32 protein-coding genes and 1 pseudogene are annotated in these 25,766 nt (G+C 64.1%); 15 read left to right on the forward strand and 18 right to left on the reverse strand.

Annotation, left to right across the window (positions count from 1 at the left end; all coding sequences use genetic code 11):
• The first annotated feature begins 113 nt into the window (after positions 1 to 113).
• The gene (locus WJT74_RS11095; RefSeq protein WP_343344851.1) at positions 114 to 266 is read left to right on the forward strand and encodes a hypothetical protein; all 153 of its coding nucleotides are present in this window, start codon (positions 114 to 116) and stop codon (positions 264 to 266) included.
• A 46-nt stretch (positions 267 to 312) separates the two neighbouring features.
• The gene (locus tag WJT74_RS11100) at positions 313 to 984 is read left to right on the forward strand and encodes a 5'-methylthioadenosine/S-adenosylhomocysteine nucleosidase (RefSeq protein ID WP_343344853.1); all 672 of its coding nucleotides are present in this window, start codon (positions 313 to 315) and stop codon (positions 982 to 984) included.
• Between the two features lie 89 nt (positions 985 to 1,073).
• Here WJT74_RS11100 and WJT74_RS11105 read toward each other — a convergent pair whose 3' ends face one another.
• Complete coding sequence (locus WJT74_RS11105; protein WP_343344855.1) at positions 1,074 to 1,670, reverse strand: fasciclin domain-containing protein; 597 nt, start codon at positions 1,668 to 1,670, stop codon at positions 1,074 to 1,076.
• A gap of 186 nt (positions 1,671 to 1,856) precedes the next feature.
• On the reverse strand, positions 1,857 to 2,132 hold the full coding sequence (locus tag WJT74_RS11110; RefSeq protein ID WP_343344857.1) for a hypothetical protein: 276 nt from the start codon (positions 2,130 to 2,132) through the stop codon (positions 1,857 to 1,859).
• Between the two features lie 108 nt (positions 2,133 to 2,240).
• Here WJT74_RS11110 and WJT74_RS11115 point away from each other — a divergent pair, with 108 nt between their 5' ends.
• Positions 2,241 to 2,927: a 1-acyl-sn-glycerol-3-phosphate acyltransferase gene (locus tag WJT74_RS11115; RefSeq protein ID WP_343344859.1), complete on the forward strand. Its 687-nt coding sequence runs from the start codon at positions 2,241 to 2,243 to the stop codon at positions 2,925 to 2,927.
• Here WJT74_RS11115 and WJT74_RS11120 read toward each other — a convergent pair.
• Positions 2,849 to 3,382, reverse strand: coding sequence for a hypothetical protein (locus tag WJT74_RS11120; RefSeq protein ID WP_343344862.1), 534 nt, complete (start codon positions 3,380 to 3,382; stop codon positions 2,849 to 2,851). The genes WJT74_RS11115 and WJT74_RS11120 overlap by 79 nt on opposite strands.
• A 53-nt stretch (positions 3,383 to 3,435) precedes the next feature.
• Between WJT74_RS11120 and WJT74_RS11125 the strand changes: the two genes are divergently transcribed.
• Positions 3,436 to 3,966 (forward strand): peroxiredoxin, encoded by a 531-nt coding sequence (locus tag WJT74_RS11125; protein WP_343344864.1) that lies wholly within the window; start codon positions 3,436 to 3,438, stop codon positions 3,964 to 3,966.
• Between the two features lie 108 nt (positions 3,967 to 4,074).
• Positions 4,075 to 5,571 carry a S41 family peptidase gene (locus WJT74_RS11130; RefSeq protein WP_343344866.1) on the forward strand — a complete coding sequence of 499 codons (1,497 nt, stop codon included), beginning with the start codon at positions 4,075 to 4,077 and terminating at the stop codon, positions 5,569 to 5,571.
• A 91-nt stretch (positions 5,572 to 5,662) separates the two neighbouring features.
• Here the strand turns inward: WJT74_RS11130 and WJT74_RS11135 are convergent, their stop codons facing one another.
• Entirely contained in the window at positions 5,663 to 7,018 is a 1,356-nt protein-coding gene (locus WJT74_RS11135; protein WP_343344868.1) for an NAD-dependent succinate-semialdehyde dehydrogenase, read from the reverse strand.
• A gap of 92 nt (positions 7,019 to 7,110) precedes the next feature.
• Here WJT74_RS11135 and WJT74_RS11140 point away from each other — a divergent pair, with 92 nt between their 5' ends.
• Genes WJT74_RS11140 through WJT74_RS11150 form a run of 3 tightly spaced genes read left to right on the forward strand, consistent with a single transcriptional unit; the run spans position 7,111 to position 8,404 of the window.
• Complete coding sequence (locus WJT74_RS11140) at positions 7,111 to 7,443, forward strand: DUF962 domain-containing protein (RefSeq protein ID WP_343348184.1); 333 nt, start codon at positions 7,111 to 7,113, stop codon at positions 7,441 to 7,443.
• Positions 7,440 to 7,856, forward strand: a complete 417-nt coding sequence (locus WJT74_RS11145) for a GFA family protein (RefSeq protein WP_343344870.1) — start codon at positions 7,440 to 7,442, stop codon at positions 7,854 to 7,856. Before WJT74_RS11140 ends, WJT74_RS11145 begins: the two co-directional genes overlap by 4 nt.
• A gap of 26 nt (positions 7,857 to 7,882) precedes the next feature.
• Positions 7,883 to 8,404, forward strand: coding sequence for a hypothetical protein (locus WJT74_RS11150; protein WP_343344873.1), 522 nt, complete (start codon positions 7,883 to 7,885; stop codon positions 8,402 to 8,404).
• Positions 8,405 to 8,421: 17 nt separating this feature from the next.
• Here WJT74_RS11150 and WJT74_RS11155 read toward each other — a convergent pair whose 3' ends face one another.
• Positions 8,422 to 9,549: a hypothetical protein gene (locus WJT74_RS11155; RefSeq protein WP_343344875.1), complete on the reverse strand. Its 1,128-nt coding sequence runs from the start codon at positions 9,547 to 9,549 to the stop codon at positions 8,422 to 8,424.
• Positions 9,550 to 9,668: 119 nt separating this feature from the next.
• Here WJT74_RS11155 and WJT74_RS11160 point away from each other — a divergent pair, with 119 nt between their 5' ends.
• Together WJT74_RS11160 and WJT74_RS11165 are read left to right on the forward strand one after the other, a co-directional pair.
• Positions 9,669 to 10,085, forward strand: a complete 417-nt coding sequence (locus WJT74_RS11160; RefSeq protein ID WP_343344877.1) for a pyridoxamine 5'-phosphate oxidase family protein — start codon at positions 9,669 to 9,671, stop codon at positions 10,083 to 10,085.
• Positions 10,082 to 10,510, forward strand: coding sequence for an OsmC family protein (locus WJT74_RS11165; RefSeq protein WP_343344879.1), 429 nt, complete (start codon positions 10,082 to 10,084; stop codon positions 10,508 to 10,510). The genes WJT74_RS11160 and WJT74_RS11165 overlap by 4 nt, the downstream gene beginning before the upstream one ends.
• Here WJT74_RS11165 and WJT74_RS11170 read toward each other — a convergent pair.
• From WJT74_RS11170 to WJT74_RS11180, 3 genes are read right to left on the reverse strand one after another with little or no spacing between them, the layout of a single operon-like run.
• Positions 10,507 to 10,788 (reverse strand): hypothetical protein, encoded by a 282-nt coding sequence (locus tag WJT74_RS11170; RefSeq protein WP_343344881.1) that lies wholly within the window; start codon positions 10,786 to 10,788, stop codon positions 10,507 to 10,509. The two genes, WJT74_RS11165 and WJT74_RS11170, sit on opposite strands and share 4 nt — an antisense overlap.
• A gap of 56 nt (positions 10,789 to 10,844) precedes the next feature.
• Positions 10,845 to 11,210: a hypothetical protein gene (locus WJT74_RS11175; RefSeq protein WP_343344884.1), complete on the reverse strand. Its 366-nt coding sequence runs from the start codon at positions 11,208 to 11,210 to the stop codon at positions 10,845 to 10,847.
• 24 nt (positions 11,211 to 11,234) lie between these two features.
• Entirely contained in the window at positions 11,235 to 11,447 is a 213-nt protein-coding gene (locus WJT74_RS11180; protein WP_343344886.1) for a cold-shock protein, read from the reverse strand.
• A gap of 319 nt (positions 11,448 to 11,766) precedes the next feature.
• On the opposite strand from WJT74_RS11180, the gene WJT74_RS11185 reads away from it, so the two are divergent.
• The gene (locus tag WJT74_RS11185; protein ID WP_343344889.1) at positions 11,767 to 12,276 is read left to right on the forward strand and encodes a ferritin-like domain-containing protein; all 510 of its coding nucleotides are present in this window, start codon (positions 11,767 to 11,769) and stop codon (positions 12,274 to 12,276) included.
• A gap of 148 nt (positions 12,277 to 12,424) precedes the next feature.
• Here WJT74_RS11185 and WJT74_RS11190 read toward each other — a convergent pair whose 3' ends face one another.
• From WJT74_RS11190 to WJT74_RS11220, 7 genes and pseudogenes are all read right to left on the reverse strand, one after another.
• Entirely contained in the window at positions 12,425 to 12,748 is a 324-nt protein-coding gene (locus WJT74_RS11190) for an HPF/RaiA family ribosome-associated protein (protein WP_343344892.1), read from the reverse strand.
• A 94-nt stretch (positions 12,749 to 12,842) separates the two neighbouring features.
• Entirely contained in the window at positions 12,843 to 13,574 is a 732-nt protein-coding gene (locus WJT74_RS11195) for a hypothetical protein (protein ID WP_343344895.1), read from the reverse strand.
• A 105-nt stretch (positions 13,575 to 13,679) separates the two neighbouring features.
• Complete coding sequence (locus WJT74_RS11200; protein ID WP_343344897.1) at positions 13,680 to 14,807, reverse strand: hypothetical protein; 1,128 nt, start codon at positions 14,805 to 14,807, stop codon at positions 13,680 to 13,682.
• A gap of 3 nt (positions 14,808 to 14,810) precedes the next feature.
• A pseudogene (locus tag WJT74_RS11205) lies at positions 14,811 to 15,104 on the reverse strand (phosphomethylpyrimidine synthase ThiC); the annotation flags it as partial.
• A gap of 5 nt (positions 15,105 to 15,109) precedes the next feature.
• Complete coding sequence (locus WJT74_RS11210) at positions 15,110 to 15,319, reverse strand: DUF4287 domain-containing protein (protein WP_343344899.1); 210 nt, start codon at positions 15,317 to 15,319, stop codon at positions 15,110 to 15,112.
• The gene (gene thiC, locus WJT74_RS11215) at positions 15,312 to 17,258 is read right to left on the reverse strand and encodes a phosphomethylpyrimidine synthase ThiC (RefSeq protein WP_343344901.1); all 1,947 of its coding nucleotides are present in this window, start codon (positions 17,256 to 17,258) and stop codon (positions 15,312 to 15,314) included. Before thiC ends, WJT74_RS11210 begins: the two co-directional genes overlap by 8 nt.
• A gap of 181 nt (positions 17,259 to 17,439) precedes the next feature.
• Positions 17,440 to 19,227 carry a DUF885 domain-containing protein gene (locus tag WJT74_RS11220; protein ID WP_343344903.1) on the reverse strand — a complete coding sequence of 596 codons (1,788 nt, stop codon included), beginning with the start codon at positions 19,225 to 19,227 and terminating at the stop codon, positions 17,440 to 17,442.
• 145 nt (positions 19,228 to 19,372) lie between these two features.
• Here WJT74_RS11220 and WJT74_RS11225 point away from each other — a divergent pair, with 145 nt between their 5' ends.
• The gene (locus WJT74_RS11225; RefSeq protein WP_343344905.1) at positions 19,373 to 20,974 is read left to right on the forward strand and encodes an AbgT family transporter; all 1,602 of its coding nucleotides are present in this window, start codon (positions 19,373 to 19,375) and stop codon (positions 20,972 to 20,974) included.
• A 71-nt stretch (positions 20,975 to 21,045) separates the two neighbouring features.
• Positions 21,046 to 23,079 carry a S9 family peptidase gene (locus WJT74_RS11230; RefSeq protein ID WP_343344907.1) on the forward strand — a complete coding sequence of 678 codons (2,034 nt, stop codon included), beginning with the start codon at positions 21,046 to 21,048 and terminating at the stop codon, positions 23,077 to 23,079.
• Positions 23,080 to 23,157: 78 nt separating this feature from the next.
• On the opposite strand, the gene WJT74_RS11235 is transcribed toward WJT74_RS11230, so the two are convergent.
• Entirely contained in the window at positions 23,158 to 23,478 is a 321-nt protein-coding gene (locus WJT74_RS11235) for an EF-hand domain-containing protein (protein ID WP_343344910.1), read from the reverse strand.
• Between the two features lie 179 nt (positions 23,479 to 23,657).
• Between WJT74_RS11235 and WJT74_RS11240 the strand changes: the two genes are divergently transcribed.
• A complete protein-coding gene (locus WJT74_RS11240; RefSeq protein WP_343344912.1) occupies positions 23,658 to 24,104 on the forward strand; it encodes a hypothetical protein in 447 nt (148 codons plus the stop codon).
• Positions 24,097 to 24,402, forward strand: a complete 306-nt coding sequence (locus WJT74_RS11245; protein ID WP_343344915.1) for a transcriptional regulator — start codon at positions 24,097 to 24,099, stop codon at positions 24,400 to 24,402. The genes WJT74_RS11240 and WJT74_RS11245 overlap by 8 nt, the downstream gene beginning before the upstream one ends.
• 4 nt (positions 24,403 to 24,406) lie before the next feature.
• Here the strand turns inward: WJT74_RS11245 and WJT74_RS11250 are convergent, their stop codons facing one another.
• Both WJT74_RS11250 and fdxA read right to left on the reverse strand, forming a co-directional pair.
• Positions 24,407 to 25,264, reverse strand: a complete 858-nt coding sequence (locus tag WJT74_RS11250) for a MipA/OmpV family protein (RefSeq protein ID WP_343344917.1) — start codon at positions 25,262 to 25,264, stop codon at positions 24,407 to 24,409.
• Positions 25,265 to 25,334: 70 nt separating this feature from the next.
• Positions 25,335 to 25,673, reverse strand: a complete 339-nt coding sequence (gene fdxA / locus WJT74_RS11255) for a ferredoxin FdxA (protein ID WP_343344919.1) — start codon at positions 25,671 to 25,673, stop codon at positions 25,335 to 25,337.
• Between the last annotated feature and the right edge of the window lie 93 nt (positions 25,674 to 25,766).

Genomic DNA, 25,766 nt, shown 5'->3' on the forward strand with positions numbered 1-25,766 from the left:
GCCCCCTTTCGACCATGCTGACACAGCGCCGAACCTGCGCTATTCCCGATGACGGATCCCGCGAAGGGAGCGCCCGGCAAGTGTCGGGACGCAAGAATGAAAGGGCGAACCAGATGCATCGTGAAGGCGAAGAAGTTCATGTCACCGAGGAAGAAGCGACGGGCGCGGTCAAGCCGCATGTCGGTCGGTGGGTCCTGGGTGTTTCGATGGTCATCATCGTCGTGGCGATGACGCTTGTCTGGGTCATTCCCGCTTTGTCGACCTGAGCGTACGGGTGGATCGTAGGGATCCGCCCCGCCAGTAGGAGCCCCCATGCCCCGCATCGGAATCGTGTCGGGACTGCTGGAAGAGGCCGAAACCTTTCGGCCGGGGGCTGGGCGAAGGCGTCGCCGATCGCCCTACTACTGCCGCGAAGGCGATGATGGCTGGGTCATCGGTTGCGCCGGGATCGGCAAGGTCAACGCCGCGATGGTCGCGACCGAAATGATCGCGGCGGGGTGCGACATCATCGTCTCGATGGGCGTCGCGGGCCGGATCGGGGAGGCCACCGCGGACCTTTTCTGGCTCGATCGCGCCTATCAGCACGACTACGGCAGTTATCGCCCCGATCGGTTCGTCGCCTTTCGTGCGGGCAGCCTCCCGTTCGGTAAGCCGTCGCCGGAGCCGTTCGTAGCCATCGCCAATCCCGGTATCGACCTGCCCGATGCCACGATCGTGACGGGCGACTGCTTCGTCGAGGACGACGCGAAGGCGCGCGGCATGGCTCGGGAGTTCGGGGCCGAACTCGTCGACATGGAAACGGGGGCGATCGCGCAGGTAGCGGCGGCGCACAAGGTCGGCTGGGCAGGGATCCGCAGCGTCAGCGACCAGGCGGACGCTTCAGGCGTGACGTCATTCAAGGATAATCTGCTCGGCGCGTCTCGTAAGGCGGCAAACGCAGTCGATCGCCTCGTCGACCTCTTGCTCGAGCAACCCCGATCATAAGAAACGCCGCCACCCTTGAGGGGTGACGGCGCTTCGAAACGCGTCGCGACTGTTGAGCGGGCGCCGCGACGCGCGGTAGGTTCCGGGGGTTACGCGGCCGGCATCAGGACGGTGTCGATGGCGTGAATGACGCCATTCGACGCGTCGACGTCGGTCTGCGTCACGGTCGAGGTGTTACCCATTCCGTCGGTCAGGACGACATTGCCGCCTTCGACCATCGCGGTGAGGGTGCCACCCGAAACGGTCGTCAGTTCGAGGGTGCCACCGGCTTCCTCGATCTGGCGCGTCAGGTCGGCGGCCATCACTTCACCTTCGACGACGTGATAGGTGAGCACATTCGACAGCTGCTCGCGCTGCCCGTCACTCATCAGCCCTTCGAGCGTGGCCTGGTCGACCTTGTCGAACGCGGCGTTGGTCGGCGCGAATACCGTGTACGGGCCGTCACCACCCAGCGTATCGGCGAGGTTCGCGGTGGTCACCGCACCGACGAGGGTCGAGAAGTCGCTGTTACCCTGCGCGACTTCGACGATCGTGCCGGACGAGGTGGACATGCTGTCGTCCATCATCGCCGTGTCATCGGCCATCATTTCGTTGGTCGTGTCGGTTTCCGTGGTCGTTTCCGTGTCACCACAGGCCGAAAGGGCGAGGGCAGCACTCGAAAGAAAGGCGATTGTAAGCGTTTTCATCAGTTTTCTCCAATATTTGGATATGTTCTAGTCACTCACACAACGGAACATCGATACGCGGTGTTCCCATCCACGGCCTAAAGACGGGGGTACGAAACGACGAGCCGAGGCTCGTCGACCGCCGGGCCGTGGGTATCACGCTCGAAAAAGGCCCCGTACGACGGACCTCAGGGTCATGAAACCTGACTATTGGGGCGGGTTGGAATCGGCGGCCGGGGCGTCCGTTTCGCCGACACCGGCATCGACGTCCGACGCCCCTTCGCCTCGATTGGTGTTGAAACCTCCCGTCGCGGCGGGGTCGCCGGGATCGATGGTGCCTTCCTCCTGAACCGCGGGCTCGGCGCCCGGAGGGGCGGTCGGCACGGGGTCGAGGGCGGTGTCGTCCATGCTGCCGTCGCTGTCGGTGTCGCCACAGGCGGCGAGTGCCAGCGCGGGGACGAGCGCGATGAGAAAGGCTTTCATCAAATTTCTCCCGAGGAATAGTCGGCGAACCAATCTTCTGCGCCCGGCTACGGTTCCATGTTCGCGCCATGGTTGCCAAGCCGGCGACCAGCGGCGATGAGAAAGGAGATGGCTTCCGAAATCCCTCGCTCCTCGCCGCTGGCGCGTCTGCTGAAATGGGGCGTCATGCGCTGGTGGCGGATCAACGGTTGGACAGTGGGAGGCGCGCCGCTTCCCGACACGCGAAAATTCATCATTGCCGGCGCTCCTCATACTTCCAATTACGATTTTCTCGTCTTTCTGGGCGTGGTCGAGACGCTCGGGCTGACCCCCCGCTATATCGGCAAGCACAGCCTGTTTCGGTGGCCGATGCGGGATTTCATGATGGCGATGGGCGGGGTGCCGGTCGATCGGCGGCGTCAGAAGAAAGGCATGGTCCAGCAAGTCGCGGCGCGGATTGCGGAGGCCGAGGAGTTCGCACTCGTCATCGCGGTCGAAGGCACTCGCTCGCCGACGACCGAGTGGCGCACGGGCTATTACCGGATCGCCGAAGCGGCAGGCATACCCATCGTGTGTGCGGGACCCGACTACGAGCGGCGGGAGGGACTGATCGGCCCGACGATCTGGCCGACCGGCGACCTAGAAAAGGATATGGCGCCGGCCATCGCCTTCTTCAAAAGCCTGCGTCCGCGCTATCCCGAAATGGTCCTGTTTCCCGACGGCAACGGGCTCGATCCTCAGCTGCAGGCCGAACGCCAACGGGCGCGCATGTCGGCGGGCACGGGCGGCAATGCCCCCACCGAGGTCGCGCCATAGGCGGCGGCGAACCCGCTCTCCAGCATCCGGTCCAACGCCAGCGGAAGTGGTCCGCGGGCGGCTGCGCTGCGCGCTTCGGGGCCGGTATCGGCGACGAAGGCAACGACGTCCCCGCCGCTGCCGATGCTCAGGCGCTCTTCGCTCGGGATCGGCGCGACGCGTGGCAAGCGAACGATGAGTCGCCCCGACGGGACACACGTCAGGATCACGACCGGATCCCTGCCCGCGTCGATCGCGCTGGCTGGATGGAGCAGGCGCGCTCCGCCCCGTTGCGACAGGTCGAGCTGCCAGTCCGTCGTCGCCCGCATCGACGCGCTCGGCTCTCCCGCGGTGGGCGGTGCGGCGGGCTCTCCCGGCAGCGCACGATCATCGCCGTCCGCCGCGGAATCGCACGCGGTGAGGGCGAGCATCCCCAAGATGGCCCAATAGCCGACTTTTCCTCGCGCGTTCATCATGCCATCATCCTCGTCCGTTCATACATTCGGGCGGATGTTCAGGAGAGGCCGGAATGCGCAGCTTTGCAACCATGATCTGGGCCGTCGCGGCAATGCTGTTCGCGTCGCCCGCCGCCGCCCAGCTCGCTTCGGGCGCCGAAGCCCCCGATTTCAAGACGATGGGCGCGATCGGGGGGAGCGAATTCCGGTTCCACCTCGCCGAACAGCTCGAGAAAGGACCCGTGGTCCTCTATTTCTTCCCTAAGGCGTTCACCAGCGGCTGCACCTTGGAGAGCAAGGCGTTCGCCGACGCCATGCCGCGTTTCCGCGCCGCGGGCGCGACGGTCGTCGGCCTCTCGGGCGACGACGTGGAAACGCTGTCGCGGTTTTCGACCGAAGTGTGCCGCTCGCAGGTCCCGATGGCGCACGCATCGAGCGATCTCCTGACCGCGTACGATGCCAAGCTGCCTGCCGTCGCGATGGCGAACCGCACGTCCTACGTGATCGGCACCGACGGGCGCATCGCGCTCGTCCATTCGGACATGGATTACAAGGATCACGTGGCGCGGACGCTGGCGGCGGTCGAGCGGTTGGCACGGCCGTAGGCGACGGTCGAGGCGCGGCTTTTCTTGTTTTTTGCGATCAACGCCTTGTGTTTGCGGTTAAAATTCCGCCATGTGGCGAGATAGCGATTCTTAGCGAAGGGTAGAGTTATGCGAGCGAGTAAGATTGTCGGGGTCATCATGGCGAGTGCGATGCTGGCCAGTTGCGGCGGAGACAGCGGGCCACCGCCGATCACCGAAGTGCCCACGCCGACACCGACTCCCACGCCGACACCCACTCCGACGCCGACCCCGACGGGTGGGACCTGTAGCCTGGAAAACCGGGCGGCCTTCGCGCTCGAGCAGTATCAGCGCGATTATCTCTATAACGACCTTCTCGACCTGTCGGTCGATATCGAAGACTATACGACGCTGCAGGCCTATATCGACGCGTTGGTTCGCCCCGCGATCGAAGCGGGCGTCGACAAGGCTGGTTTCAACTTCGTGACCTCGATCGAAGAGGAAAACGAGTTCATCCGCAACGCGATCAACGAGGATTATGGCTGGCGACCGGTCTATTTCTCGAACACCGGCGAACTGTACATGCGCGACACGTATGAAAACGGTCCCGCGTTCGAGGCCGGGTTGCGCCGTGGTACCGAGATCACGCGCATCGGCGCCGCGGGCAGTGCGCTCCGCACGCCGCAGGAAATCGTCACTACGCAGGGTATTGCCGCTCTCTCGGCGCTGCTGTTCCCGTCAGAGGAAGGCGAATCGATCGTCATCGAATATGATCGCGGCGCTCAGGACGAGGCCGGCAGCCTTCCGCAGGTCACGCTGACGGCCGACGAATATACGTTGCTTCCGGTCCCGAGCAACGCCAGCGGCGGTGTCGCGATCTTCGGGGACACCGGGTACGTCAATTTGCGGACGTTCGGTTCGCGGACCGCGGACCAGCAGCTGATCGATGCGTTCGGCCGCTTCCGTACCGCCAACGTCAGCAACGTGATCGTCGATGTCCGCTATAACGGCGGGGGCCTGGTCTCGGTCGCCGAGAACTTCGGCGATCTGCTGGGTGGTGGTCTGGTCGGAGAGGTCTTCAGCCGAACCGTGTTCAACGATCGTCTGGCGGCCGAAGGAGCCAACGACACCGAGCGGTTCGAAACCCGCACCAATCAGATCAACCCCGATCGCATCGCGTTCATCACCACGGGCAACAGCGCGTCGGCGAGCGAGCTGCTCGCAGCCGCGTTCACACCGTTCTACGGGACCGACGTCGCCATCGTTGGCCGCAACACATTCGGCAAGCCGGTCGGGCAGATCGCGCGCGATCTGGCCGCGTGCGACGATCGCCTTCGCATCGTCGCCTTCCGGACGGAGAACGCCGACGGCCAGGGCGATTATTTCGACGGGCTCGCGTTCCCGAACGGCGACTGGCCGGGCTATCCGGCGACCTGTGCGGCGGCGGACGATGTGTTCACTCCGTTCGGCAATTCGTCCGAAGATTCAATCGCGACCGCGCTCGACTTCATTCGGGGCGGGCAGAACGCCTGTACGCCGATCACCTCGACCGCGACGTCGCGCACGCTGCAGTCGCGCGATCAGCGGATCGAGCTCACGCCGGCCAATCCGAGCTACGCTCAGCGCGTGCTGTTCGGTCAGATCTAGCGGCTTCCCCTTGCCGCAGGCAAGAAGGGCTCCGGAGTGATCCGGAGCCCTTTTTGTATGGGTATGGGGAGGCCGGTACCCTGTCCTGCGATCAGTCCTCGCGGAAGATGCTCTTGAGGTTCATGAACTCGTGCAGCCCGAACCGCGAGAGTTCGCGCCCGTGGCCCGAATTCTTGACCCCACCGAACGGCGCTTCGACGCGGCTCGCGCACAGATCGTTGATCGCGGTCATCCCGGCGTCGATCCCGACGGTGAAGGCTTCGATTTCCTCGTCGTCCTGCGTGAAAACCGCGGAGCCCAGTCCGTAGGGCGTGATATTGGCGATGCGGATCGCGTCGTCCACGTCCTTCGCCTCGAACAACATCGCGATGGGACCGAAAACCTCCTCGTCCTGCATCGGTCCGTCGGGATCGAGCCCCGTGAGAATGCCCGCACCAAGGAAGGCGCCCGGCCCGTCGCGTTTCTCTCCGCCCGCCAGATGACCGCCGGCTTCCATCGCCTTCTCGAGCTGGTCGAGCACGGTCTGTCTTTGCTCCTCGCTCGACATGGGTCCGATGTCGCTCGCCTCGTCGAACGGATCGCCGTCCTTTACGGCCAGCATCGCATCGGTGAACCGACCTTCGAACTCTTCGAAGATGTCGGAATGGACGATCATCCGCTTCCCGCAGATGCAGCTCTGTCCCGCGTTCTGGATGCGCGCCTTCACGGCCTTGTCGACAGCATCATCCATGTCGGCGGACGGCATCACGATGAACGGGTCCGAACCGCCCAGTTCGAGAACGACCTTCTTGAGGTTTGCCCCGGCCGTCTCCGCCACCGCGCGGCCGGCGGGCTCGCTGCCGGTCAGGGTCACGGCGCGAACCCGATCGTCTTCGATGATAGTCGAAACCACCTTCGAGCCGATCGTGAGGTTCGCGAAGACGCCGGGGGGCGCTCCTGCTTCGGTGACGATCCGGTCGATTGCCTTGGCGACCCCCTGCACGTTGCTGGCATGTTTGAGCAATCCGACATTGCCCGCCATGATCGTCGGGGCGAGGAAGCGTATGACCTGCCAATAGGGAAAATTCCACGGCATGACCGCGAGCACCGGCCCGATCGGAAGCCAGCGCAATTCGCCCTTTCCGTTGGGGATCTTTTCCGGCTCGAGCCACCCCGGACCGTGTTCCGCGAAATAGCGTAGCGCGCTCACGCACTTCTCGACCTCTCCCCTGCTCTCCCGCAGCGTCTTGCCCATTTCGCGCGTCGCGATCGCGGCCAGATCGTCTCGCTCCTTCTCGAACCCGTCCGCGATGGCGGACAGCAGCGCGGTCCGTTCGTCGAGGTCCGAGCTGCGCCAGGTGGCGGCGGCGTCGTCCGCGCGGACGAGGGCCTCGTCGATGCCCGCTTCGTCCAGTTCGTCGTGTCGTTCGATGAGGTCCCCGGTGGCGGGGTTGGTGCTGGTGAGCATGAGCGCTGTCTCCTTTTCGCTGATGCGAACGTGAGGCGCGCGCGGTGCGTTCCCGCTGGACGGACGAGGACGGGAGTGGCAGTCTTTTGCGCATGGCCCGCGAATATCAGAGCTTCGAGACCTTCTGGCCCTACTATCTGCGCGAGCATTCCAAGCCGCAGACACGTGCGCTTCACTATGTCGGCACCAGCCTGGTCGTTGCGATCGCCCTCTACGCGCTCCTCACCGCGAACTGGCTCCTGTTGCTGGCGGTGCCGGTGGCGGGCTATTTCTTCGCATGGCTGGGCCATTTCGGCGTCGAGAAGAACCGCCCCGCGACCTTCACCTACCCGCTCTGGTCCTTAGGGGCGGATTTCAAGATGTGGTGGTTGTGGCTGACCGGACGATTGGGGCCGGAACTGGACCGCGCCGGCGTCACGCGATGAGCGTCACCGTCCACGGGAAATGTCTGTGCGGCAAGGTGCGGATTGAGGCCACCCTTCCGGACCAGACCGTGGAAGTCTGTCATTGCACCATGTGCCAGGCCTATGTCGGGGGACCCTATCTTTCGACCCGCGCCGTCGAGGATTACACGATCGAAGGCGAAGAGAATGTGCGCACCTTCCGCAGTTCCGACTGGGCGGAACGGGGCTTCTGCTCCCACTGCGGCAGTGCGCTATTCTTTCATTATCTGCCCAAGGACAGCCGCAGTTTCATGGCCGGCCTGTTCGAAGGACTGTCGGGACCGATCCGCGAGGAGATCTTCATCGACGAAAAGCCGGATTGGCTGACGATCGAGGGCGGTCAGCCGCGTCTGACGGGGGCGGAGATCATGGCGAAAGTGAAGGCCGAACAATGAAGAGCCTATTCTCGATATGTGCTGCTATGGCTCTTGCCGCCTGCGCCACGACACCGCCACCGAGCGAGGCGGATGCCTTCTTCGAACGGCTATCCTCACTATGCGGAGAGCGATTTGCGGGCGCCCTCGTCAGCAACGACGACGTCGACGCGGACTTTCGCGGGCAGGAGATGGAGATGCACGTCGCGAGCTGCGACGATACCGAAGTTCGCATTCCCTTCCGGGTCGGCGACGATCGATCGCGTACCTGGGTGGTCACGCGCACCGATGCCGGGCTTCGCCTGAAACATCAGCACCTGCACGCGGACGGCACGCCCGACGCCGTCACCTGGTACGGCGGGACCGCGACGACAGCCGGCTCGGCCATGCGGCAGGAGTTTCCGGTTGACGAGGAATCAATCGCGCTGTTCCGCCGCGAAGGGCTCGACGCCTCGGTCGTAAATGTCTGGGCGCTGGAGGTCGGCGACGACATGTTCGCCTATGAACTCCGTCGCCCAACAGGCCGCTTCTTTCGCGTCGAGTTCGATACGGCCACGCCGCTCCGATAGTCGCGATCGTGCGGGGCTCAGCGCCCGTTGAAGCGGGCGAAGAGACGGGCGAGGAAGCCGCGTGGCTCTAGGCTGCGCTCGGCTTCGTTGTCGGCGGCGGCTTCTGACACAGGCTCGTACTCGCACGAATGGCCGGTCTCCGCACCGGCATCGCCCTTGTCGGGCATGACCGGCTCGGTTTCTGCCGCGGCGATCCGCTGGCGCAGGCTCGATCCCGATTCCATGTCGGCAAGCGGATCGTGCTTGGGCACCCATTCGCCGAGCGTGAGCATAGCGACGGGCGCGGCCGTGTCGCTCTTTTCCACCGTCACATGTTTCGCCGCGCCGAGGATGGTGGCCATGTCGCTGTTCAGGTCGAACGTGCCCGCGATGAGGCGCACGCCTTCGGGTAAGCCGTGCGTCTCGACCTCTCGGGCGAGCGCCTGGAGGTAGCGGATGCAGCGCAGCCAGCAACCCAGCTGATATTCGACATAACCGCCCGGCGCGCGGCCTTCGACCCCGTCGCGCCCGTCGCGCAGAAAGTGGATATGCTTGCATTGGATGAGCGCGGTGTTGAGCGCGGCGAACCCCTCGATGCCGACATAGAATTCGACGTCTTCCTCTTCGCCCGCCCAGCCGGGACAGTCCTCCTCGCACGCGGCCAGCAGATCGGCGTCGCTGCGCGCCGAGAAGTCGTACACATCGTCGGAATAGAGATGGAAATGCAGCGTCGGCTCATGCTCCTTTGTCAGATCGAACACGAGATCGGGCTCGTTTCCGAGGCCCGCGGTGATCGCGCTGATGGCAGGTCCTTCGAATTCGGCGATGATCTCGGCGAGATCCTCCCACCCGTCGATGACGACGTCATCTAGACAAAGGGCCTTGGCTCGCGTGGCGATGCGGCCGGTGAAGGCGGCGAACCCTTCTTCGACAATTGCGGCCGCCTCGTCGAACCGACCCGCCACGCACAACCTGCGGACATGGTCGATGAAAGCGCGTTCGCCCTCGCGGCTGAGGAAGGTAACCTGGAGCGGATGCGGGGTTTCGGGCTCGGCGTAGGAGCGGACGCCCTCGGTCCCCGCGTCAGGAATATGGACGTACCCGGGGTGGTGCGCGGCGTTCGCCACGTCGCCGTCCTCGACCCGCAAACGGTCTTCGCGCCCCATGCCCACTCCCTCGATCGGTTGAAGCGGGCGTAGCCGAAGGGGGTTAAGATTTGTTTTCTGGTCGTGGGCGGCAACGCTTCCCCCATCATCCACGTTAGGGGAGGCGAAGGAGACACAATATGGCCCAATCCGATTTGCAAAAAGCCGTCGAGATGATGAAGACGATCGACGTCGCGATGCTCGTCACGAAAACGAAGGGCGGTGCCATCGCCGCCCGTCCGATGTCCAACAACAAGGACGTCAGTGCAGAAGACGGTACCAGCTATCATTTCGCCACCGACGACGGGCGGATCGATGACGATCTGCAGCGGGACGACCAGTGCGGCGCGACCTATTCCAGCGGCGAGGCCTATGTGGCGGTCCAGGGACGCGCCAAGCTGCATCAGGACCGAGCGACCCAGGAAAAGCATTGGGTGCCCGATCTGGAAAAGTGGTTCGAGGACGGACTCGATACCGAAGGACTGATCCTCATCGAGGTGAGCCCGGAGCGGATCGCCTATTGGAAGGGTCGTGAGGAAGGGGAGTGGGTCGCGTGACGGTCAACAAGGCATCTGCCCGCTACGAAGGGCTCGGCAAGGACGGCAAGGGTCACATCTGGACCGAGAGCAAGGCGCTCGACGCACAACCCTATGGCTTCAACACCCGGTTCGAGGATGAACCCGGGACCAACCCCGAAGAATTGATCGGCGCGGCTCATGCGAGCTGTTTCACGATGGCGACCAGTTTCGGATTGGCGAAGGCCGGCTACGAACAGGGCCAGCTCGATACCGATTGCGCCGTCACGCTCGAAAAGGACGGCGACGGGTTCACCGTGACCAAGTCCGCGCTCACGCTGGTCGGGCGCGTCCCTGACATCGACCATGAGGAATTCGAGAAGATCGCGGACGAGGCGAAGCGAAACTGTCCGCTGTCGAAACTGCTCGACTGCGAGATCACGCTCGACATCACGCTCAAGGACTAGCGAGAAAGGCGCCGCCGATTGGCGGGGACGCGGGGCGTTGCGACGTCCAGCGCCGCGTCGGCGGCACCGGTCCAGTCCGCCTCGCTCCACAGCCGCATCCAAAGCGCGCTCGAGGCGGTGATTTTCTCGGTCACCATCCGCTGAGCCTCGCGATCGGCCACCTTGCCGCCCTGCATGAGGCGTAGCGAGCGCAGCCCGACGACCTGCGCAGCTTCCATCCCGAGGAGCCAACTTCGGGTCATGAGGGCATAGGGGTTCGTATCATTGGGACGCGGCATCGACGGACTTTCTTTTGTTGCAGCGCACCAACGCGGCGGCGTTGCAATCGGACCCGTCAGCCGTGTCGTTTCGCGTCGTCGCGCATGGCCGCCCGCTCCTCGCGCATTTCTGCGGCCTGAAGGTGCAGCGCCTGGCTCGACAGTCGAATCTCGCGGCTTTGCTGGAAGAAGCCGAGCACCAGCCACAGAAAAGCGAGGGGGCTCGAGACGCCGCCGAGGAAGTCGCCCAGTTCGTTGAGCGCAAGATCGGCGGGATTTTGGCCTTGGATCCACAGATAGAGGATCAGGCCCACAATATAGAAGCCGGTACACCACAAGCCCACCACGGGCAGGCGGCGGCGATGCCGGCGGTCTTCGAGGATGGCGCTTGCGCGTGGATCGCTCATGCCCGCGAGTATCGGGGCGGGAGCGAACCGGCGCAAGCGCCATCTCGATGACGGAAAGTGCTAGTCTGCCATCGACAGGTTCGTGGCGCTTTCCTTGCCGTTACGGCCGGTTTCGAGTTCATAGTTCACCCGATCGCCTTCGCGCAGGCTGTCGAGCCCCGCGGCCTGGACGGCCGTGATGTGGACGAAGGCATCGCCGCCGCCACTTTCGGGCGTGATGAAGCCATAACCCTTGTCGTGGTTGAAGAATTTTACGGTGCCGGTGTTGGCCATGAGATGTTCCTTTCAAAGAACGAGAGTTGCCCGGGCCGCGGAGATGCGGCGCCGAGGATGCGTGTTCGTGTCGTTTGAAGGGAAGTCGCGGTCTGTTTTAACGCCGTCGGCGCAGGGCGCATCGGGCGGCAGGCAAATCTCGAAGTCCGTCGCAAAGTTCGACGTCAGCACTTGTTCGTTAGCACAAGCTCGCCGCCCGATCCAGCGATTAACGCCAGTTGCGGTTCGCACGATCGTTTTGGCAGCACGCTTCAGCAGCGGAAGCGGAACGATCGACATCTCCCGGCGGTCGGTCGCGTGACATTACAGGAGAGAGAACATGTCTGCCCCCAAGAACTTAAACGATTGCTACACCCACGAATTGCAGGACAATTGGTCTGCCAAGGAGCAGATGGAGAAATGCGTCCGCAAAATGGCCGGCAAAACGAGCGATTCCAAGCTCAAGTCACGGCTGGAGAAATCGGCGGACGGGATCGCGAAACATACCGAGACGATCAAGTCGCTGCTCGACGACTGCGGGATCAGTGAAAAGGAGCATTGTAAGGGAATGGAAGGCCTCGTCAGCGAGGCGAAAAAGCATGCGATCGACGCCGATATTTCGGATGGCGACGTTCGCGACGTGGTCATTATCGCGCAATATCAGCGCATGTGCCATTACGGCATCTGCGGGTTCGGTACCGCAAAGGCCTTTGCCGAAGCGCTCGGCAAGAAGGACCATGTCACCAAGCTCGACCAGCTGACCGCCGACACGTATCAGGCCGACGAAAACATGAGCGACCTCGCCGAACGATCGGTGAACCTCGACGCGAAAGAAAGCGAAACTGCGTAGTTTTCTCGCAATCAAGACAAGAGGATGGGCGGCGCTGGCCGCCCATTTTCGTTGCGGGTCATGACGGCGGCCGAGGCGATCGCGGCCTTGCGCAGGGACCGAGGGGGTCGGGCTATCCCGACCCCGCCGGTCGCGTGCGGAAGGCTGCCTAGCCGATCGTGTCGGGTTCGGCCTGGCGGCGTTCCAATTTGCCGAAGTGGCTGGTGAGCAGGCGCTGCATCTTGTCGCCCGCTTCCATCACGACGCCCTCGACACTGCCGCCGTCGGCGGTGACGGCCTGCGGCTGCTGGCCCTCGATGCGGGCTTCCACGGTGGCGGTGTAGCGGTCGTCGGTTTCCTCGCGCACGTGGACGATGAGGCGGGTGAGCTGGTCGACGTGGCGCGACAGGGTGGAGCGGAGCCCTGCCTCGATGCTGTCGGCGACCTCTTGCGTGCCGTCGATATTGTTGTCGGTGTTGAACTGGAAATCCATGGCTCTTGTCTCCTGATACGCGGTCGCTCGAGGGGCGAGCGACCCATGTGGAGAAGAGACGCGCGGCGGGCGGCGGAAGTTCACGAAGGTCACGCTACGTCCCGTCCGTATCGGGATCCTCGGCCCAGTCGCCCAGCGAGCGGATCGCCTCTTCGAACGGCGTGTCGGAAGCGGGATCGCGGGCGGCCGCCTCCTCCGCCTCCCACCGTCGCTGCAGGTCGGCCATGCTCTCGCCCTTTTCGGGCGGCGGGGCCACGTGGTCGGGGAGGCGGCGGGTGGCGAGCGGCGGGTGCACGGGCGCGGGTTCGTCGACCTCGGCGGCGTGGGCATCGCGTTCGGCCCGCAGGGCGAGGATTTCGGCAAGCGCGGCGGCGCCGTCCTCGGGCTGGATCGCGGCCATGGCGTCGAGCCATTTGCCGTAGCGCATGGGGTCGCGGTAGCGCAGGACGAACATGGTGAGACGTTCATCGTAAAAGGTCCGCTCGCCGACCTGTTCGCCTTGGTAGAAAACGGGGCGGGTGACGCCGTTGAGGGCGCGCGAGAAGGCGGCGTCGGAGAGGCGGCGGACGGCATAGTCCAACGCGGCGTCCCACGCGCGGCGGAAATGGTCGGCATCGGGACGGCGGCGGAGCGCATAAGCGGCGCGCGGGCTCATGCCGACGCGCGCGCACGCCTCGCTCACCACCCCGCATTCGGCGAGCGCGACGAGAAAGTTCTTCTGGCGTGTGGGCGTCCAGCCATCGTGGCGGGCGCGGGTGGGAACGGGCGCGACGTCGTCCCATTCGGACGCGTCGGCGGCGGGATCGAGGAGATGCGTGGGCTTCATCCCCGATGATATTTCAGAAAAAAGGTGTGTAGGACAGCGCTTTGCGCCGCGCGAAACGAAAGCGGAGCGAAGCGACATCGAAAGCTCGTGCGTGTCGTCTTATCATTAAGTCGAAAAAATTTCGTCTACTGACTTTCCACCCCATTTTTGCAGCTCATTTAAGCTGACTGGAGCAAAGCAGTCTGACTGAAAATCGACTGAAAATATCTTTCGGTCAGCAAAAGCATTATGAATCATACACGCTCGGCTCTTCTGCCAATCCCATGGCGCAATACCATTAAAGAACAGCACCCCGGACACATGGCTTTTTCGGACATTTCCCCCGTCATTAAATAGACCGTCAGTTTGCCGGATCATTTCCGGTTCAGGCGCGCCTTCACCAATAAAGTAACGTGCCGCCAGCGTCCCGTATAACGCGCTGATGTAATCGTCCTCTGTGTCATGGAAACCGCGCGCATTTACTGCGATGATATAAGGAAACGGCGTATCCCTATATTTCTTTGCCTTTTTCTCGGTGGCAGATTTCATATCGTCCCCTGGGGTCGACATTGTGACACCAAAATGCTCGACACCCACTGCTCTATAGTTGATCGCTTCAACATCTCTGGGCTTGCACCTGATAGCCTCCAGTTTAACATAGAGCCCACCGTCCGAGCATTCTATGAATTCTCCGGTTTCCGGATCACCATCGATCCAATTTTGGATGGCATCGATGAGTGGCTTTTTTGGGAACGATCTATGCGGTACTTTTATGGGCTCCAACAGTAGGTAGTGGTTTGGGCACTTAATAGAATTTATAGCGGACTTCACTTCTTTCTCAAGGTTATCGATAGCTTTTTGCTTCTGACTTTTAAGTGAGGGACTTATTGCTTCCACCACCATCAAGCCATCGGTAGGATTTTCTATAAGAAAATCGGGAGTTCCCTCGATACCGTCAATTGATTCTTCATAAGATAAGACGCGGCAGCCAGTTCGCTGAAAAAACTGATAGAGAAAGAGTTCGAAGAAGGCTGAGAGATGAGTTGCGTCATCAGTGCTCTGTAAGCTTGAGATAAGGTCGCGAAACTTGGGCTCTGGTATTTCGCCGATCCACTTATTGATTGTTTCCCGAGCCGTTTTTGCACCTTCGCGACCCGACCGATTGATGTACTCAATCATGGGTTCAGTTTCAGATGCGGGGCCTAGAAAGTCGCGATCATGGTCGGTGAAAGGGATGGTAACCGCTTTGGCCATTACCTACTCTCCCTCCAAATACAATTTCTCCCCCTTCGCCCGGTACAATTCACTCATCTCCTCCATCCCCTCGCGGTTCTCCGCCGCTTCGGCGGCGTCGGTCTCGCGCTTGATGTCGTGGGACTTGAGATAGCTTTCGCCTTCCTGCTTCGCGGCAAACTCGCGCACCTCCTGCGTGATCTTCATCGAGCAGAACTTCGGCCCGCACATCGAGCAGAAGTGGGCAGTCTTGGCGCCTTCGGCCGAGAGCGTCTGGTCGTGATATTGCTCGGCGGTGTCGGGGTCGAGGCTAGGGTTGTCGACTATCGCTTTTCCGCCAACGTTGCCGCCACCAGCGCGTTAGCATGTCCATGGCCCATGCCATGCTCTTCCTTCAGGAAGGCGACGAGTTCCATGTGCTTGGCAGGCAAGCGGGCGCGGATGAGATCTTGCCATTCTGCGATGGGCTTTCCGTACTTCGCCTCGATCGAGGGAAAGTAGGAGGCGGGGCCTTTTACCTTGCCGTCAGTCATGTTCTCGTTCTCCTTGTCCCATGTAGAGTTCGCGGCCGGTGGCCTCATAGACGCGGCTCATCTCCTCCATCCCCTCGCGGTTCTCCGCCGCTTCGGCAGCATCCGTCTCGCGCTTGATGTCGTGGGACTTGAGGTAGCTTTCGCCTTCCTGCTTCGCGGCGAACTCGCGCACTTCCTGCGTGATCTTCATCGAGCAGAATTTCGGGCCGCACATCGAGCAGAAGTGGGCGGTCTTGGCGCCTTCGGCCGGGAGGGTCTGGTCGTGATATTGCTCGGCGGTGTCGGGGTCCAAGCTCAGGTTGAACTGGTCGCGCCAGCGGAATTCGAAGCGGGCCTTCGATAGCGCGTCGTCGCGAACCTGCGCGGCGGGGTGGCCCTTGGCGAGGTCGGCGGCGTGGGCGGCGAGCTTGTAGGTGACGACGCCGACCTTGACGTCGTCACGGTCGGGGAGGCCGAGATGCTCCTTGGGCGTGACGTAGCAGAGCATCGCGGTGCCGTACCAGCCGATCTGCGCGGCGCCGATCGCGGACGTGATGTGGTCGTAGCCGGGGGCGATGTCGGTGGTGAGCGGGCCCAGCGTGTAGAAGGGGGCTTCGCCGCAGGCTTCCAGCTGCTTGGTCATATTCTCGCGGATCTTGTGCATCGGCACGTGGCCGGGGCCCTCGATCATGACCTGGCAGTCGTGCTCCCACGCGATCTTGGTGAGTTTGCCCAGCGTGTAGAGCTCGGCGAACTGGGCCTCGTCGTTGGCGTCGGCGATGGAGCCGGGGCGCAGGCCATCGCCGAGGCTGAAGGCGACGTCATAGGCCTTCATGATCTCGCAGATTTCCTCGAAGCGGGTGTAGAGGAAGCTCTCCTCGTGGTGGGCGAGGCACCATTTGGCCATGATGCTGCCGCCGCGGCTGACGATGCCGGTGACGCGCCTGGCGGTCATGGGGACGTAGGGGAGGCGGACGCCCGCGTGGATGGTGAAATAGTCGACGCCCTGCTCGGCCTGTTCGATGAGCGTGTCGGCGAAGATTTCCCAGGTGAGGTTCTCGGCGATGCCGCCGACTTTTTCCAGCGCCTGGTAGATGGGAACGGTGCCGATGGGGACGGGCGAATTGCGCAGGATCCATTCGCGCGTGTCGTGGATGTTGCGGCCGGTGGAGAGGTCCATGACCGTGTCGGCGCCCCAGCGGGTGGCCCAGACCATCTTGTCGACCTCGGACGCGACATCGGAGGCGACGGCGCTATTGCCGATGTTGGCGTTGATCTTGACGAGGAAGTTGCGGCCGATCGCCATCGGCTCGGTCTCGGGGTGGTTGATATTGTTGGGGATGATGGCGCGGCCGCGGGCGATTTCGTCGCGGACGAATTCGGGGGTGATGTGGTCAGGGATGCTGGCGCCGAAGCTTTCGCCGTCGCGGGGGCGACCCAACGCCTCGGCGCGGCCGAGATTTTCGCGGATGGCGACATATTCCATCTCGGGGGTGATGATGCCTTGTCTGGCATAGTGCATCTGGGTGACGTTGTGGCTGGGCTTGGCGCGCAGAACCTGGCGGCGGACATTGGGGAAGGGATCGACGCCGCCCGAGCGGTCGGGGCCCAGTTGGCCGTTGTCCTCGGGCTTGACCTGGCGCTGGGCTTTTTCTTCGACGTCGCCGCGATTGCGGATCCAGTCGCGGCGGAGCTCGGGGAGGCCCGACATGATGTCGATGGTGGCGTTCTCATCGGTGTAGGGGCCCGAGGGGTCGTAGACGGGGACGGGGGGTTCGGCCGATGAGGGCTCGAGATGGACTTCGCGCATGGCGACGCGGATGCCGTTCGGGCCCTCGATGTGAATCTTCTTCGAGCCGCGGATGGGGCCGGTGGTGACTTCCAGCGCGCCCCCCCTCTGATCGTTGGCGGGCTGGTCGCCGGCACCGTTGGCGGGGAGGTTGGGATCGCGGTCGGCCATGCTGTCTTCTCCAATTGCAGGAGTGGACACGGCTCGAAACACCCGCGCTCCACTCCCTACGGCCCGGTCAGGGGCATCAGGTTCGACGGGTCGGCGGACTCAAACCGCCCTCTCAGCCTTCATGGCTCCCCGGGGATACGGGCGACTGTAGGGGCGGCGCGGCTGCGCCGCAAGGCGAGCCTTACCGGCCGCCCGCCGCGACCCAGGCGTCGATCTTCTCTTCGAGAACCGGCAGCGGGATGTTGCCCGAGGACAGCACCTGGTCGTGGAAGCGGCGGACGTCGAAGGCATCGCCCAAGGCGGCTTCTGCCTCGGCGCGCAGTTCCTTGATCTTGAGTTCGCCGACCTTGTAGGCGAGCGCCTGTCCCGGCATCACGATGTAACGCGCGGTCTCGGTCTCGGCGAAGTCGCGCGGCTGGCCGTTCTCCACCATATATTCGATGGCGCGTTCGCGGGTCCAACCCTTGGAATGCATGCCCGTGTCGACGACGAGGCGAACCGCGCGGAGCAGTTCGCCGCCGCCGAGATATTTCGCGCGCTCGATGGGATCGTCATAGAGACCGATCTCGGTGCCGAGATGCTCGGCATAGAGGCCCCATCCTTCGGAGAAGGCGGTGTAGCCGTCATAACGCATGAAGTTGGGCAGATCCTCGTTCTCGTAGGCGAACATGATCTGGAAGTGGTGACCCGGATTGCCTTCGTGCATGTAGAGCGAGACCGACGTGCCGAGCTCGCGTTCGGCGACATTGTAGCCCGAGAAGTAGAAGGTGCCGGGGCGGCTGCCGTCGATCTGGCCGGGGAAGTAGCTGGCGGCGAGACTATAGGCTTCGCGATAGGGTTCGTAGGGTTCGATATGGAGCGGCGTCCGGGGCTGGCGCAGGAACAGCCGGTCCATCAGCGGATCGACCATCCGGCCGGTTTCGTACCATGCTTCCTGGAGTTCGGCCTTGGTCTCGTAGGTTTCGGCGGTGAGGCCCCGCGCCTCGGCTTCGGCGCGCGCTTCGGCAAGGCCGGCGTTGATGCGCGCGACTTCGGCCAAGCCGGTGCGGTGGATTTCGTCGGCGGTCAGGTCGAGCGTGGTCATTTCCTTGATACGATACTGGTAATAACGCTCGCCCTGCGGGGTGGCGGTGGCCGCGATGCTGGGCCGGGCGGCGGGCAGATATTCGTCGGCGAGAAAACCGCGGAAACGGCGCAGCGCGGGCATCAGCGTGTTGGCGACGCTGTCGGTCAGCTGTTCGCGCGCCTGCCGCGCCTCGGCCTCGGAGAATTCGGGCGGGATGGCGGCGAGCGGAGCGTAATAGGGATTGGCTTCGTCGGGCGCGTTGAGGATCGTATCCAACTGGTCGATCATGATCTCGACCGACAGGCGCGGCAGCGTGATGTCGTCGCGGACCCCCTGGCGCATGCGGGCGATCGACTGGGCGACGATCTGTGCCGCGTTGCGATGGCGCGCGACATTGTTGGCATAGTCCCGCGCGGTGTCGAAGGGCAGCAACGCGCCCGGGGCCGACAGTCGCGGATAGAAGACGTGGAAGCCCTGGAAATGGTCGACGGGCAGGGCCAGCACGGTCGGCAGCACGTCGGGCGCGGTCATCGCGAGCACGCGTTCCTGCGCATATTCGAAGGTGTCGTAGGCGAGCTGGTCGATCTCGGACAGGACGCTGCGGTCGATCGCGCGAAGTTCGGCGAGGTTGGCCTCCGCGGCGGCGCGTTCGCGCTGATAGTATGCGGGCGAGAAGTCGCCGAGGCGATCGGCTTGCGAATAGTCGCCGCGAACGAAGGCGGAGACGGGGTTGCGGGCCAGATTGGCGGTATCGGAGCGTTCGAAAAGATCGTGGAGCGCGGCGCGTTCGGCGGCGGGATCGGCCGCGGGCGCGGCGGCGACGGGCGCGGCCATCGGCGTCGTGGCGCAGGCGGCGAGCGCGGTGGTGCTGACAAGCAAGGCGGCGGCTGCGAAAGGCTTCATCGGTTCATCCCCTGTTCGAAACGTCGCCGAAAGGATGCGCGGGCGAGCGGCGGCTGGCAAGAGGCTGTCGTCGCGCACCTGCGCATCCGTTGCCTTTGCGTGACGCATCGGTAGGGTGCCCCGAAATTCTTCCCGGAGCCATCGAATGTCCGAAAACCCAATCCCCGCTCACGAGCATGAACGCGCCAAGCGGAATGCGTTCAGCCGCTTTCTCGACGGGGTCGAGTGGCTGGGAAATCTCCTTCCCCATCCGGTGACCCTGTTCGCGCTGCTGGCGCTGGGAATCGTGATCCTGTCGGGGATCCTGGCGGCGATGGGGGTGGCGGTGGTCGATCCGCGCCCCGCGGGCGCCAACGGCGTGGCGGAGGACGGGATGATCCGCGCGGTCAGCCTGATGGACGGCGACGGCATCCGGCGGATCTTCACGGGACTGGTCGACAATTTCACGGGCTTCGCGCCGCTGGGCGTGGTGCTGGTCGCGATGCTGGGTGTCGGCGTGGCCGAACATTCGGGCATGCTGTCGGCGGCGGTCCGCAGCCTCGTGCTGGGCGCGCCGCCCAAGCTGGTGACGGTCGCGATCGTGTTCGCGGGCATCATCTCCAACACCGCGAGCGAGGTCGGTTACGTCGTGCTGATCCCGCTAGGCGGAGCGATCTATTATGCCCTGGGGCGCCACCCGCTGGCGGGCATGGCGGCGGCGTTCGCGGGCGTGTCGGGCGGCTATAGCGCGAACCTGCTGATCGGGACGGTCGATCCTCTGCTGGCGGGCATCACCGAGGAAGCCGCGCAGCTGATCGACGGCGATTATACCGTGCTGGCGACCGCCAACTGGTATTTCATGTTCGCGTCCACGTTCCTCATCACCGCGATCGGCAGCGCGGTGAGCTACTACATCGTCGAACCGCAGCTCGGGAAATACGATACCGGCAAGGCGGCGGACGACGACATCCTCGACGACACGATGATGGAGCCGATCAGCGCCAACGAGAAGAAGGGCCTGAGGTGGGCGGGGATCGCCTTCCTCGCCATGCTCGCCCTGATGGCGCTGACGCTGGCGCCCGAAGGCGCTCTCTTGCGCAACCCCGAGGACGGGGACCGGATGGACAGCCCCTTCTTCGACGGCTTCGTGGTGTGGATCTTTCTGTTCTTCGTGGTGATCGGCTACGCCTACGGCCGCGGGGCGGGGACGATGAAGTCCGACCGCGACGTGATCGACGCGATGTCGAAGGCGCTGTCGAGCCTCGGGCTCTATATCGTGCTGGTGTTCTTCGCGGCGCAGTTCGTCGCCTTCTTCGGCTGGACGAACCTGGGTGCGATCACGGCGGTGACGGGGGCCAACTTCCTCGTCGAGACCGGAATGACGGGGCCGGGCGTGTTCTTCCTGTTCATCCTGCTGTGCGCGATGATCAACCTGTCGCTGGGCAGCGCGAGCGCGCAATGGGCGGTGACCGCGCCGATCTTCGTGCCGATGCTGATGCTGATCGGCTATGCGCCCGAGGCGATCCAGGCGGCCTATCGGATCGGCGACAGCACGACCAACATCATTACCCCGATGATGAGCTATTTCGGGCTGATCCTCGCCTGGGCGACGCGCTACCAGAAGGATCTGGGGGTCGGCACGCTGATCGCGATGATGTTGCCCTATTCGATGTTCTTCCTCGTGGCGTGGAGCCTGTTCTTCTACTTCTGGACCTTCATTCTCGGCCTGCCAGTGGGCCCGGGAAGTCCGACGCTCTACACGCCCTAGAGGGCACCCTTCCGATCCCGCGCGCGGCTCGTTACGGTGCCGCGGCAACATCATTCGTCAGGAGAATTTCGTTGAAGCCTTTCCATCTGAGCCTCGCCGCCGCCGCCGCGGCGATGATCGTCGCCACCCCGGCGCTCGCCCGCCCGATGACGCCCGAGGACGTGGCGCGGATCCAGTCGGTCGGCGCGATCGCGGTGTCGGATGACGGCAGGGTCGCCTATTCGACGGGTGGCCGTCCCGACATTCTGGCGGGCGAGGCGAACGGCAGCTACGTCGGTCGCATCGCGATCGCGAGCGCGCCGGGCGAGGCGGTGACCTATATTCCCGAGGGCGTGAGCGCCGGCAGCCTGGCCTTCTCTCCCGACGGTTCGATGCTGGGGTTCACCCACCGCGCGAGCGGAGAGGACACAGCGGTCTGGGCGATCCCCGTCGGCGGCGGCGCGATGCGCAAGATCGCGGGCGTCGAGGATGCCAATGTGTCGAGCTTCGTATGGGGTTCGGACAATACGGTGATGATGCTGGTCGGGAGCGAAACCGACGCCCAGCGCGATCGCGAAGCGGACGCGGGCTTCGATGCCATCGTGTACGAGGAAGAAGCCGAACTGAACCGCGTGTTCCGTGCCAACGTCGGCAGGGACATGATGGACATGGCGCCGGTGGAGATTCCGGTGCCAGGCTACGTCAGCGAACTGGATGTGAGCGAGAACGCCCGGTACGCGCTGGTCGCGAGCGCGCCGACGCCCAACGTCGACGACAGCTATGTCGCCAAGCGGATCAACATCATCGATCTTCGTTCCGGCCAGGTTTCGGCGGTCGTCGAGACGCCGGGCAAGGTCGGCGACGTCGAGTTTTCGCCCGACAGCCGCCAGTTGAGCATGATCGCGGGCGTCGACGAGAACGATCCCGCCGACACCACGCTGCACCTCGTCGATGTGGCGAGCGGTGACTATCGCGCGCTCAATGCCGGTGCGGCCGAAGCGGCGGTCGACGCCGCATGGCTCGACAACGGTCGGCTCGCGGCGATCATCCACACGGGCGTGAACAGCAGCCTTCGCATCTACAATGCCGACGGGAGCGTGCGGTCCGAATCGAGCGGCGACGGGCTGATCCTCACCAGCGTGCAGACCGCGGGCAACCGCATCGTCGTCACCGCCAACAGCCCCGAGCATCCGAGCGAACTCTTCAGCTTTTCCGACGGCCGCTTCACCCGCTGGACCGACAGCAATCCGTGGCTGGACGAGATCACGTTCGGCGAGCAGAGCGCCTATCGCTACACCGCCCGCGACGGGCAGACGATCGAAGGCGTGCTGATCCGGCCGATCGGGGTTGCCGACGGGACCCCCGCGCCGTTGATCCTCGACGTGCACGGCGGCCCCGAAGCGCACGAAAGCAATGGCTGGGTCACCAACTATTCGGGTCCCGGACAAGTCGCGGCGGGCAAGGGCTACGCCGTGTTCCTGCCCAATTATCGCGGATCGACCGCCTACGGCACCGCCTTCTCCAAGCAGCATCAGGGCAATTACACCGACCCCGAGTTCACCGATCTCGTCGATGCCAAACGTGCGCTGGTCGCGGACCGGATCGCCGACGGCGACCGCACTGGGATCACCGGTGGCAGCTACGGCGGCTATGCCTCCGCGTGGGGCGCGACCCACGACAGCGCCGAATATGCCGCGAGCGTGATGTTCGTCGGCATTTCCAATCAGGTCTCGAAATTCGGGACGACGGACATTCCGTACGAGATGTTCAACGTCCACAGCCGCCAGTGGCCGTGGGACGACTGGATCGGCCTGCTCGAAGTGTCGCCGGTCTATCACGTCGACAAGGCGAACACGCCCATCCTCATCATGCACGGCCAGGAAGACACGCGCGTCGATCCGAGCCAGAGCTTCGAATTGTATCGGTCGATCAAGGTGCGCAAGCCCGAGGTGCCGCTCCGCATGGTGCTGTTCCCGGGCGAAGGGCATGGCAACCGTCAGGCAGCCGCGCAGTACGATTACAATCTCCGCATGATGCGCTGGTTCGACACCTATCTGATGACCGGCGATCGCCGCGCCCCGGTGCCGCCGAGCCGCGTCACGCTGCCGGACAGCATCTTCGAATAGGCGTCCGCACGGCACGCAAGAGAAAGGCCGCCACTCCCGACACGGGAGGGCGGCCTTTTTCGTTCGATGAGGCGCGCTCTACTTGCCGACGCGGCTGAGGATCAGGCGGCGCATCTCGGCGCGGCTCAGCTTGCCGTTCCGGTCGCGGTCCTGCTCCTTGAGGACCGCGTCGATGCGTTCGTCCATCGTTCCTTCGTTCAATTCCTTGTCGCGCACGACGAGGCTGGCCATGCGCAGCGTCTTCGCCATTTCGGCGCGCGTCAGTTCCCCGTCGCCATCGGCGTCCGAACGATCGAACATCATGTCCCCCATCCGGAGCGCACGCTGCTGGGAAGCATCGGGTGCGGCTGCGGGCTGCGTCGCGGCGGTGGCGGCGATGAGGAGGGTGACGGACAGCATGGATCGGGACTTTCTCTTACGGCGGTTTCGCCCCCTGATAGGGGATCAATGCTTTCCGAAAGCTGACCTCCGTGTTTTCCCGCCGTCATCACGACTTTCCAACCCGGAAAGTTTCCGCTTGCCACATTGGAAAGTCGAGGCTATCTCTTTCCATCATGGAAAGTCGAAAGGAAGCGAACATGGAACGGACGGAAGCGGATACCGCTCTTGCGGCAGTACGGGCGAGCGATCGCTGGTTGGCGGAACGGGGGTGGCCGTTCTCGCGGCACGCGATGTTCGGCCTCTTCGAAGGTGCGATCGTGGCCAGTTGGGCCATCCCGCAGCCGTGGGCGGGGTTCGTGGTCGTGGCATCGCTGGGCGGCCTGTTCGCGGTCGTGAAGGGCGACCGGGATCGCGACGGCTTCTTCGTCAACGGCTGGTCGTGTGAAGCGGCGCGGCCCGCCACCCTGCTCGCGGTCGTCGCGGTGCTTGCCGGTTTCGTCGCCATGATCCTCACCGGCCCGATCTTCGAATGGCGGCCCGAGGGCCTGGCGATCGGCGCGGCGGTCGCGCTCGTTTGCACGGGCGCGAGCCTGTGGTGGCAGCAACTCTGGCGGCGCGAACTGCTGGAGGATACGCATGGCTGAGGCGGCGATCGATCCCGCATTGCACGCCCCCGCGCGGCTGCAGATCGCAGCGTTTCTGGCGCGGGTGGACGAGGCCGAGTTCGCGACCCTGCGCGAGGTGACGGGGGTCAGCGATTCGGTGATGAGCAAGCATCTCTCGGCGCTGTCGGACGCGGGCTATGTCGGGCTGAAGAAGCGCACGAGCGGCGGGCGGCAACGCACCTGGGCGGCCTTCACCGCCAGCGGACGACGAGCCTTTGCCGCGCATATGGCCGCACTGGAAGAGCTTGTCGCGAGCGCGCGGGCGGCGGCGGAATAGCGCCCTAGAAGCTGTAGCCGATGCCGAGGCCGGTGACCCACTGTTCGGCGGATCCGGCCTCGGACACGATCGGACTGTCGGCGAAATCGCCGAGCAGTTGCGATCGCGAGACGAGACCGAAGACCGCGAAGCCCCGCCGGATGTCGGGCCCGAGCGCATAGGCGCCGATCAGCGAGATCGAATAGCTCTTCACGCCGCCCTCGGCATCGAAGGGGGTGAGCGAAGGCGCGAACGTCGGGCCGAGGTCGGGCACGTCGAAATAGGCGTCCGCATAGCCGTCGCCGACCACATCCATGCTGGCGCCCAGCGACACGAAGCTGCGCAAAGACAGTGGCGTCGAAAAATCGATCGCAGAAGTGACGATGAAGCTGTCGTGGGCGCCCGCGACGTCGCGGGTCACGTCGACGCGTGCAGTGAGGCTGTCGTAAGGATTGGTGAGACCCTTGTAGGTGAGGCCCGCGAACCCGCCCAGCTCGATCGCGGTGTCGTTCTCGGGAAGCTGGTCGACGAGCGGATCCTCGATATTCCCGCCCCGGCCGAAGCGCACGCCCGCGATCGGGCCCGCGGTGAACCCGAGCCCGGTGTCGGAATCGGGCACCACGTCGGCGTACAGCCGGAGTCCGCGGGACTGGATCTGGATGTCACCGAATTCAGCGCGAAAGGCCGCGGCGGGGATGAAGCGATAGTCGTCCGACCCTTCATAGTCGGGCAGATAGACGATCCCCGCGCCGATGGTGATGGTGTCGCCGACCTCGGGAATACCGTCGTTCGCGGGCGGCGGGCCGACCGACGGCGCGTCCTGCGCCGCGGCAGGCGCGGCGGCGAACGTGGCGGCGGCGATGATGGCGAGTGTCAGGCGCATGCGAATTCCCCGATTGGTTCGGGGGCAAAGCGCGGCAAAGCGGTCGGTTGTTCCGGCGAACCGATCGCGATCAGTCCCCGGTACCGGGTTCGGGCGAGAAATATTTCTCGAACTTGTCTTCCTCGCCCTTGTGCTCGTCGGCGTCGGCGGGGGGATCCTTGGCGACCGTGATGTTGGGCCATTCCTCGGAGAACTTGGCGTTGATCTCGAGAAACTTCTCCTGGCCGGCCTCGGTGTCGGGCAGGATCGCCTCGGCGGGGCATTCGGGTTCGCACACGCCGCAGTCGATGCACTCGTTGGGGTTGATGACGAGCATATTCTCGCCCTCGTAGAAACAGTCGACCGGGCAGACCTCGACGCAGGTCATATATTTGCATTTGATGCAGGCGTCGGTGACGACGTAGGTCATGTGGGCTCCCCAGAATGAACGTGTTGGCGACGGGCTAGACGGGGGCTCAATGCGTCGTCAATCGACAAGTTTCTCCTGCGATTGGTTCGCATT

Origin of the sequence: Sphingomicrobium sp. XHP0239 (assembly GCF_039555325.1) — a bacterium.
Classification (GTDB): domain Bacteria; phylum Pseudomonadota; class Alphaproteobacteria; order Sphingomonadales; family Sphingomonadaceae; genus Sphingomicrobium; species Sphingomicrobium maritimum.

What these genes read in the sequence shown, in the direction of transcription:
- WJT74_RS11225 (WP_343344905.1), top strand. Translation starts at nt 19,373, where the DNA reads ATGTCCGAAAACCCAATCCCCGCTCACGAGCATGAACGCGCCAAGCGG.
- WJT74_RS11245 (WP_343344915.1), top strand. Translation starts at nt 24,097, where the DNA reads ATGGCTGAGGCGGCGATCGATCCCGCATTGCACGCCCCCGCGCGGCTG.
- fdxA (WP_343344919.1), bottom strand. Translation starts at nt 25,673, where the DNA reads ATGACCTACGTCGTCACCGACGCCTGCATCAAATGCAAATATATGACC.
- WJT74_RS11110 (WP_343344857.1), bottom strand. Translation starts at nt 2,132, where the DNA reads ATGAAAGCCTTTCTCATCGCGCTCGTCCCCGCGCTGGCACTCGCCGCC.
- WJT74_RS11210 (WP_343344899.1), bottom strand. Translation starts at nt 15,319, where the DNA reads ATGACTGACGGCAAGGTAAAAGGCCCCGCCTCCTACTTTCCCTCGATC.
- thiC (WP_343344901.1), bottom strand. Translation starts at nt 17,258, where the DNA reads ATGGCCGACCGCGATCCCAACCTCCCCGCCAACGGTGCCGGCGACCAG.
- WJT74_RS11195 (WP_343344895.1), bottom strand. Translation starts at nt 13,574, where the DNA reads ATGAAGCCCACGCATCTCCTCGATCCCGCCGCCGACGCGTCCGAATGG.
- WJT74_RS11145 (WP_343344870.1), top strand. Translation starts at nt 7,440, where the DNA reads ATGAGCGTCACCGTCCACGGGAAATGTCTGTGCGGCAAGGTGCGGATT.
- WJT74_RS11190 (WP_343344892.1), bottom strand. Translation starts at nt 12,748, where the DNA reads ATGGATTTCCAGTTCAACACCGACAACAATATCGACGGCACGCAAGAG.
- WJT74_RS11120 (WP_343344862.1), bottom strand. Translation starts at nt 3,382, where the DNA reads ATGATGAACGCGCGAGGAAAAGTCGGCTATTGGGCCATCTTGGGGATG.
- WJT74_RS11135 (WP_343344868.1), bottom strand. Translation starts at nt 7,018, where the DNA reads ATGCTCACCAGCACCAACCCCGCCACCGGGGACCTCATCGAACGACAC.
- WJT74_RS11160 (WP_343344877.1), top strand. Translation starts at nt 9,669, where the DNA reads ATGGCCCAATCCGATTTGCAAAAAGCCGTCGAGATGATGAAGACGATC.
- WJT74_RS11095 (WP_343344851.1), top strand. Translation starts at nt 114, where the DNA reads ATGCATCGTGAAGGCGAAGAAGTTCATGTCACCGAGGAAGAAGCGACG.
- WJT74_RS11150 (WP_343344873.1), top strand. Translation starts at nt 7,883, where the DNA reads ATGGCTCTTGCCGCCTGCGCCACGACACCGCCACCGAGCGAGGCGGAT.
- WJT74_RS11100 (WP_343344853.1), top strand. Translation starts at nt 313, where the DNA reads ATGCCCCGCATCGGAATCGTGTCGGGACTGCTGGAAGAGGCCGAAACC.
- WJT74_RS11235 (WP_343344910.1), bottom strand. Translation starts at nt 23,478, where the DNA reads ATGCTGTCCGTCACCCTCCTCATCGCCGCCACCGCCGCGACGCAGCCC.
- WJT74_RS11250 (WP_343344917.1), bottom strand. Translation starts at nt 25,264, where the DNA reads ATGCGCCTGACACTCGCCATCATCGCCGCCGCCACGTTCGCCGCCGCG.
- WJT74_RS11130 (WP_343344866.1), top strand. Translation starts at nt 4,075, where the DNA reads ATGCGAGCGAGTAAGATTGTCGGGGTCATCATGGCGAGTGCGATGCTG.
- WJT74_RS11155 (WP_343344875.1), bottom strand. Translation starts at nt 9,549, where the DNA reads ATGGGGCGCGAAGACCGTTTGCGGGTCGAGGACGGCGACGTGGCGAAC.
- WJT74_RS11115 (WP_343344859.1), top strand. Translation starts at nt 2,241, where the DNA reads ATGGCTTCCGAAATCCCTCGCTCCTCGCCGCTGGCGCGTCTGCTGAAA.
- WJT74_RS11180 (WP_343344886.1), bottom strand. Translation starts at nt 11,447, where the DNA reads ATGGCCAACACCGGCACCGTAAAATTCTTCAACCACGACAAGGGTTAT.
- WJT74_RS11140 (WP_343348184.1), top strand. Translation starts at nt 7,111, where the DNA reads ATGGCCCGCGAATATCAGAGCTTCGAGACCTTCTGGCCCTACTATCTG.
- WJT74_RS11240 (WP_343344912.1), top strand. Translation starts at nt 23,658, where the DNA reads ATGGAACGGACGGAAGCGGATACCGCTCTTGCGGCAGTACGGGCGAGC.
- WJT74_RS11170 (WP_343344881.1), bottom strand. Translation starts at nt 10,788, where the DNA reads ATGCCGCGTCCCAATGATACGAACCCCTATGCCCTCATGACCCGAAGT.
- WJT74_RS11105 (WP_343344855.1), bottom strand. Translation starts at nt 1,670, where the DNA reads ATGAAAACGCTTACAATCGCCTTTCTTTCGAGTGCTGCCCTCGCCCTT.
- WJT74_RS11125 (WP_343344864.1), top strand. Translation starts at nt 3,436, where the DNA reads ATGCGCAGCTTTGCAACCATGATCTGGGCCGTCGCGGCAATGCTGTTC.
- WJT74_RS11185 (WP_343344889.1), top strand. Translation starts at nt 11,767, where the DNA reads ATGTCTGCCCCCAAGAACTTAAACGATTGCTACACCCACGAATTGCAG.
- WJT74_RS11200 (WP_343344897.1), bottom strand. Translation starts at nt 14,807, where the DNA reads ATGGCCAAAGCGGTTACCATCCCTTTCACCGACCATGATCGCGACTTT.
- WJT74_RS11220 (WP_343344903.1), bottom strand. Translation starts at nt 19,227, where the DNA reads ATGAAGCCTTTCGCAGCCGCCGCCTTGCTTGTCAGCACCACCGCGCTC.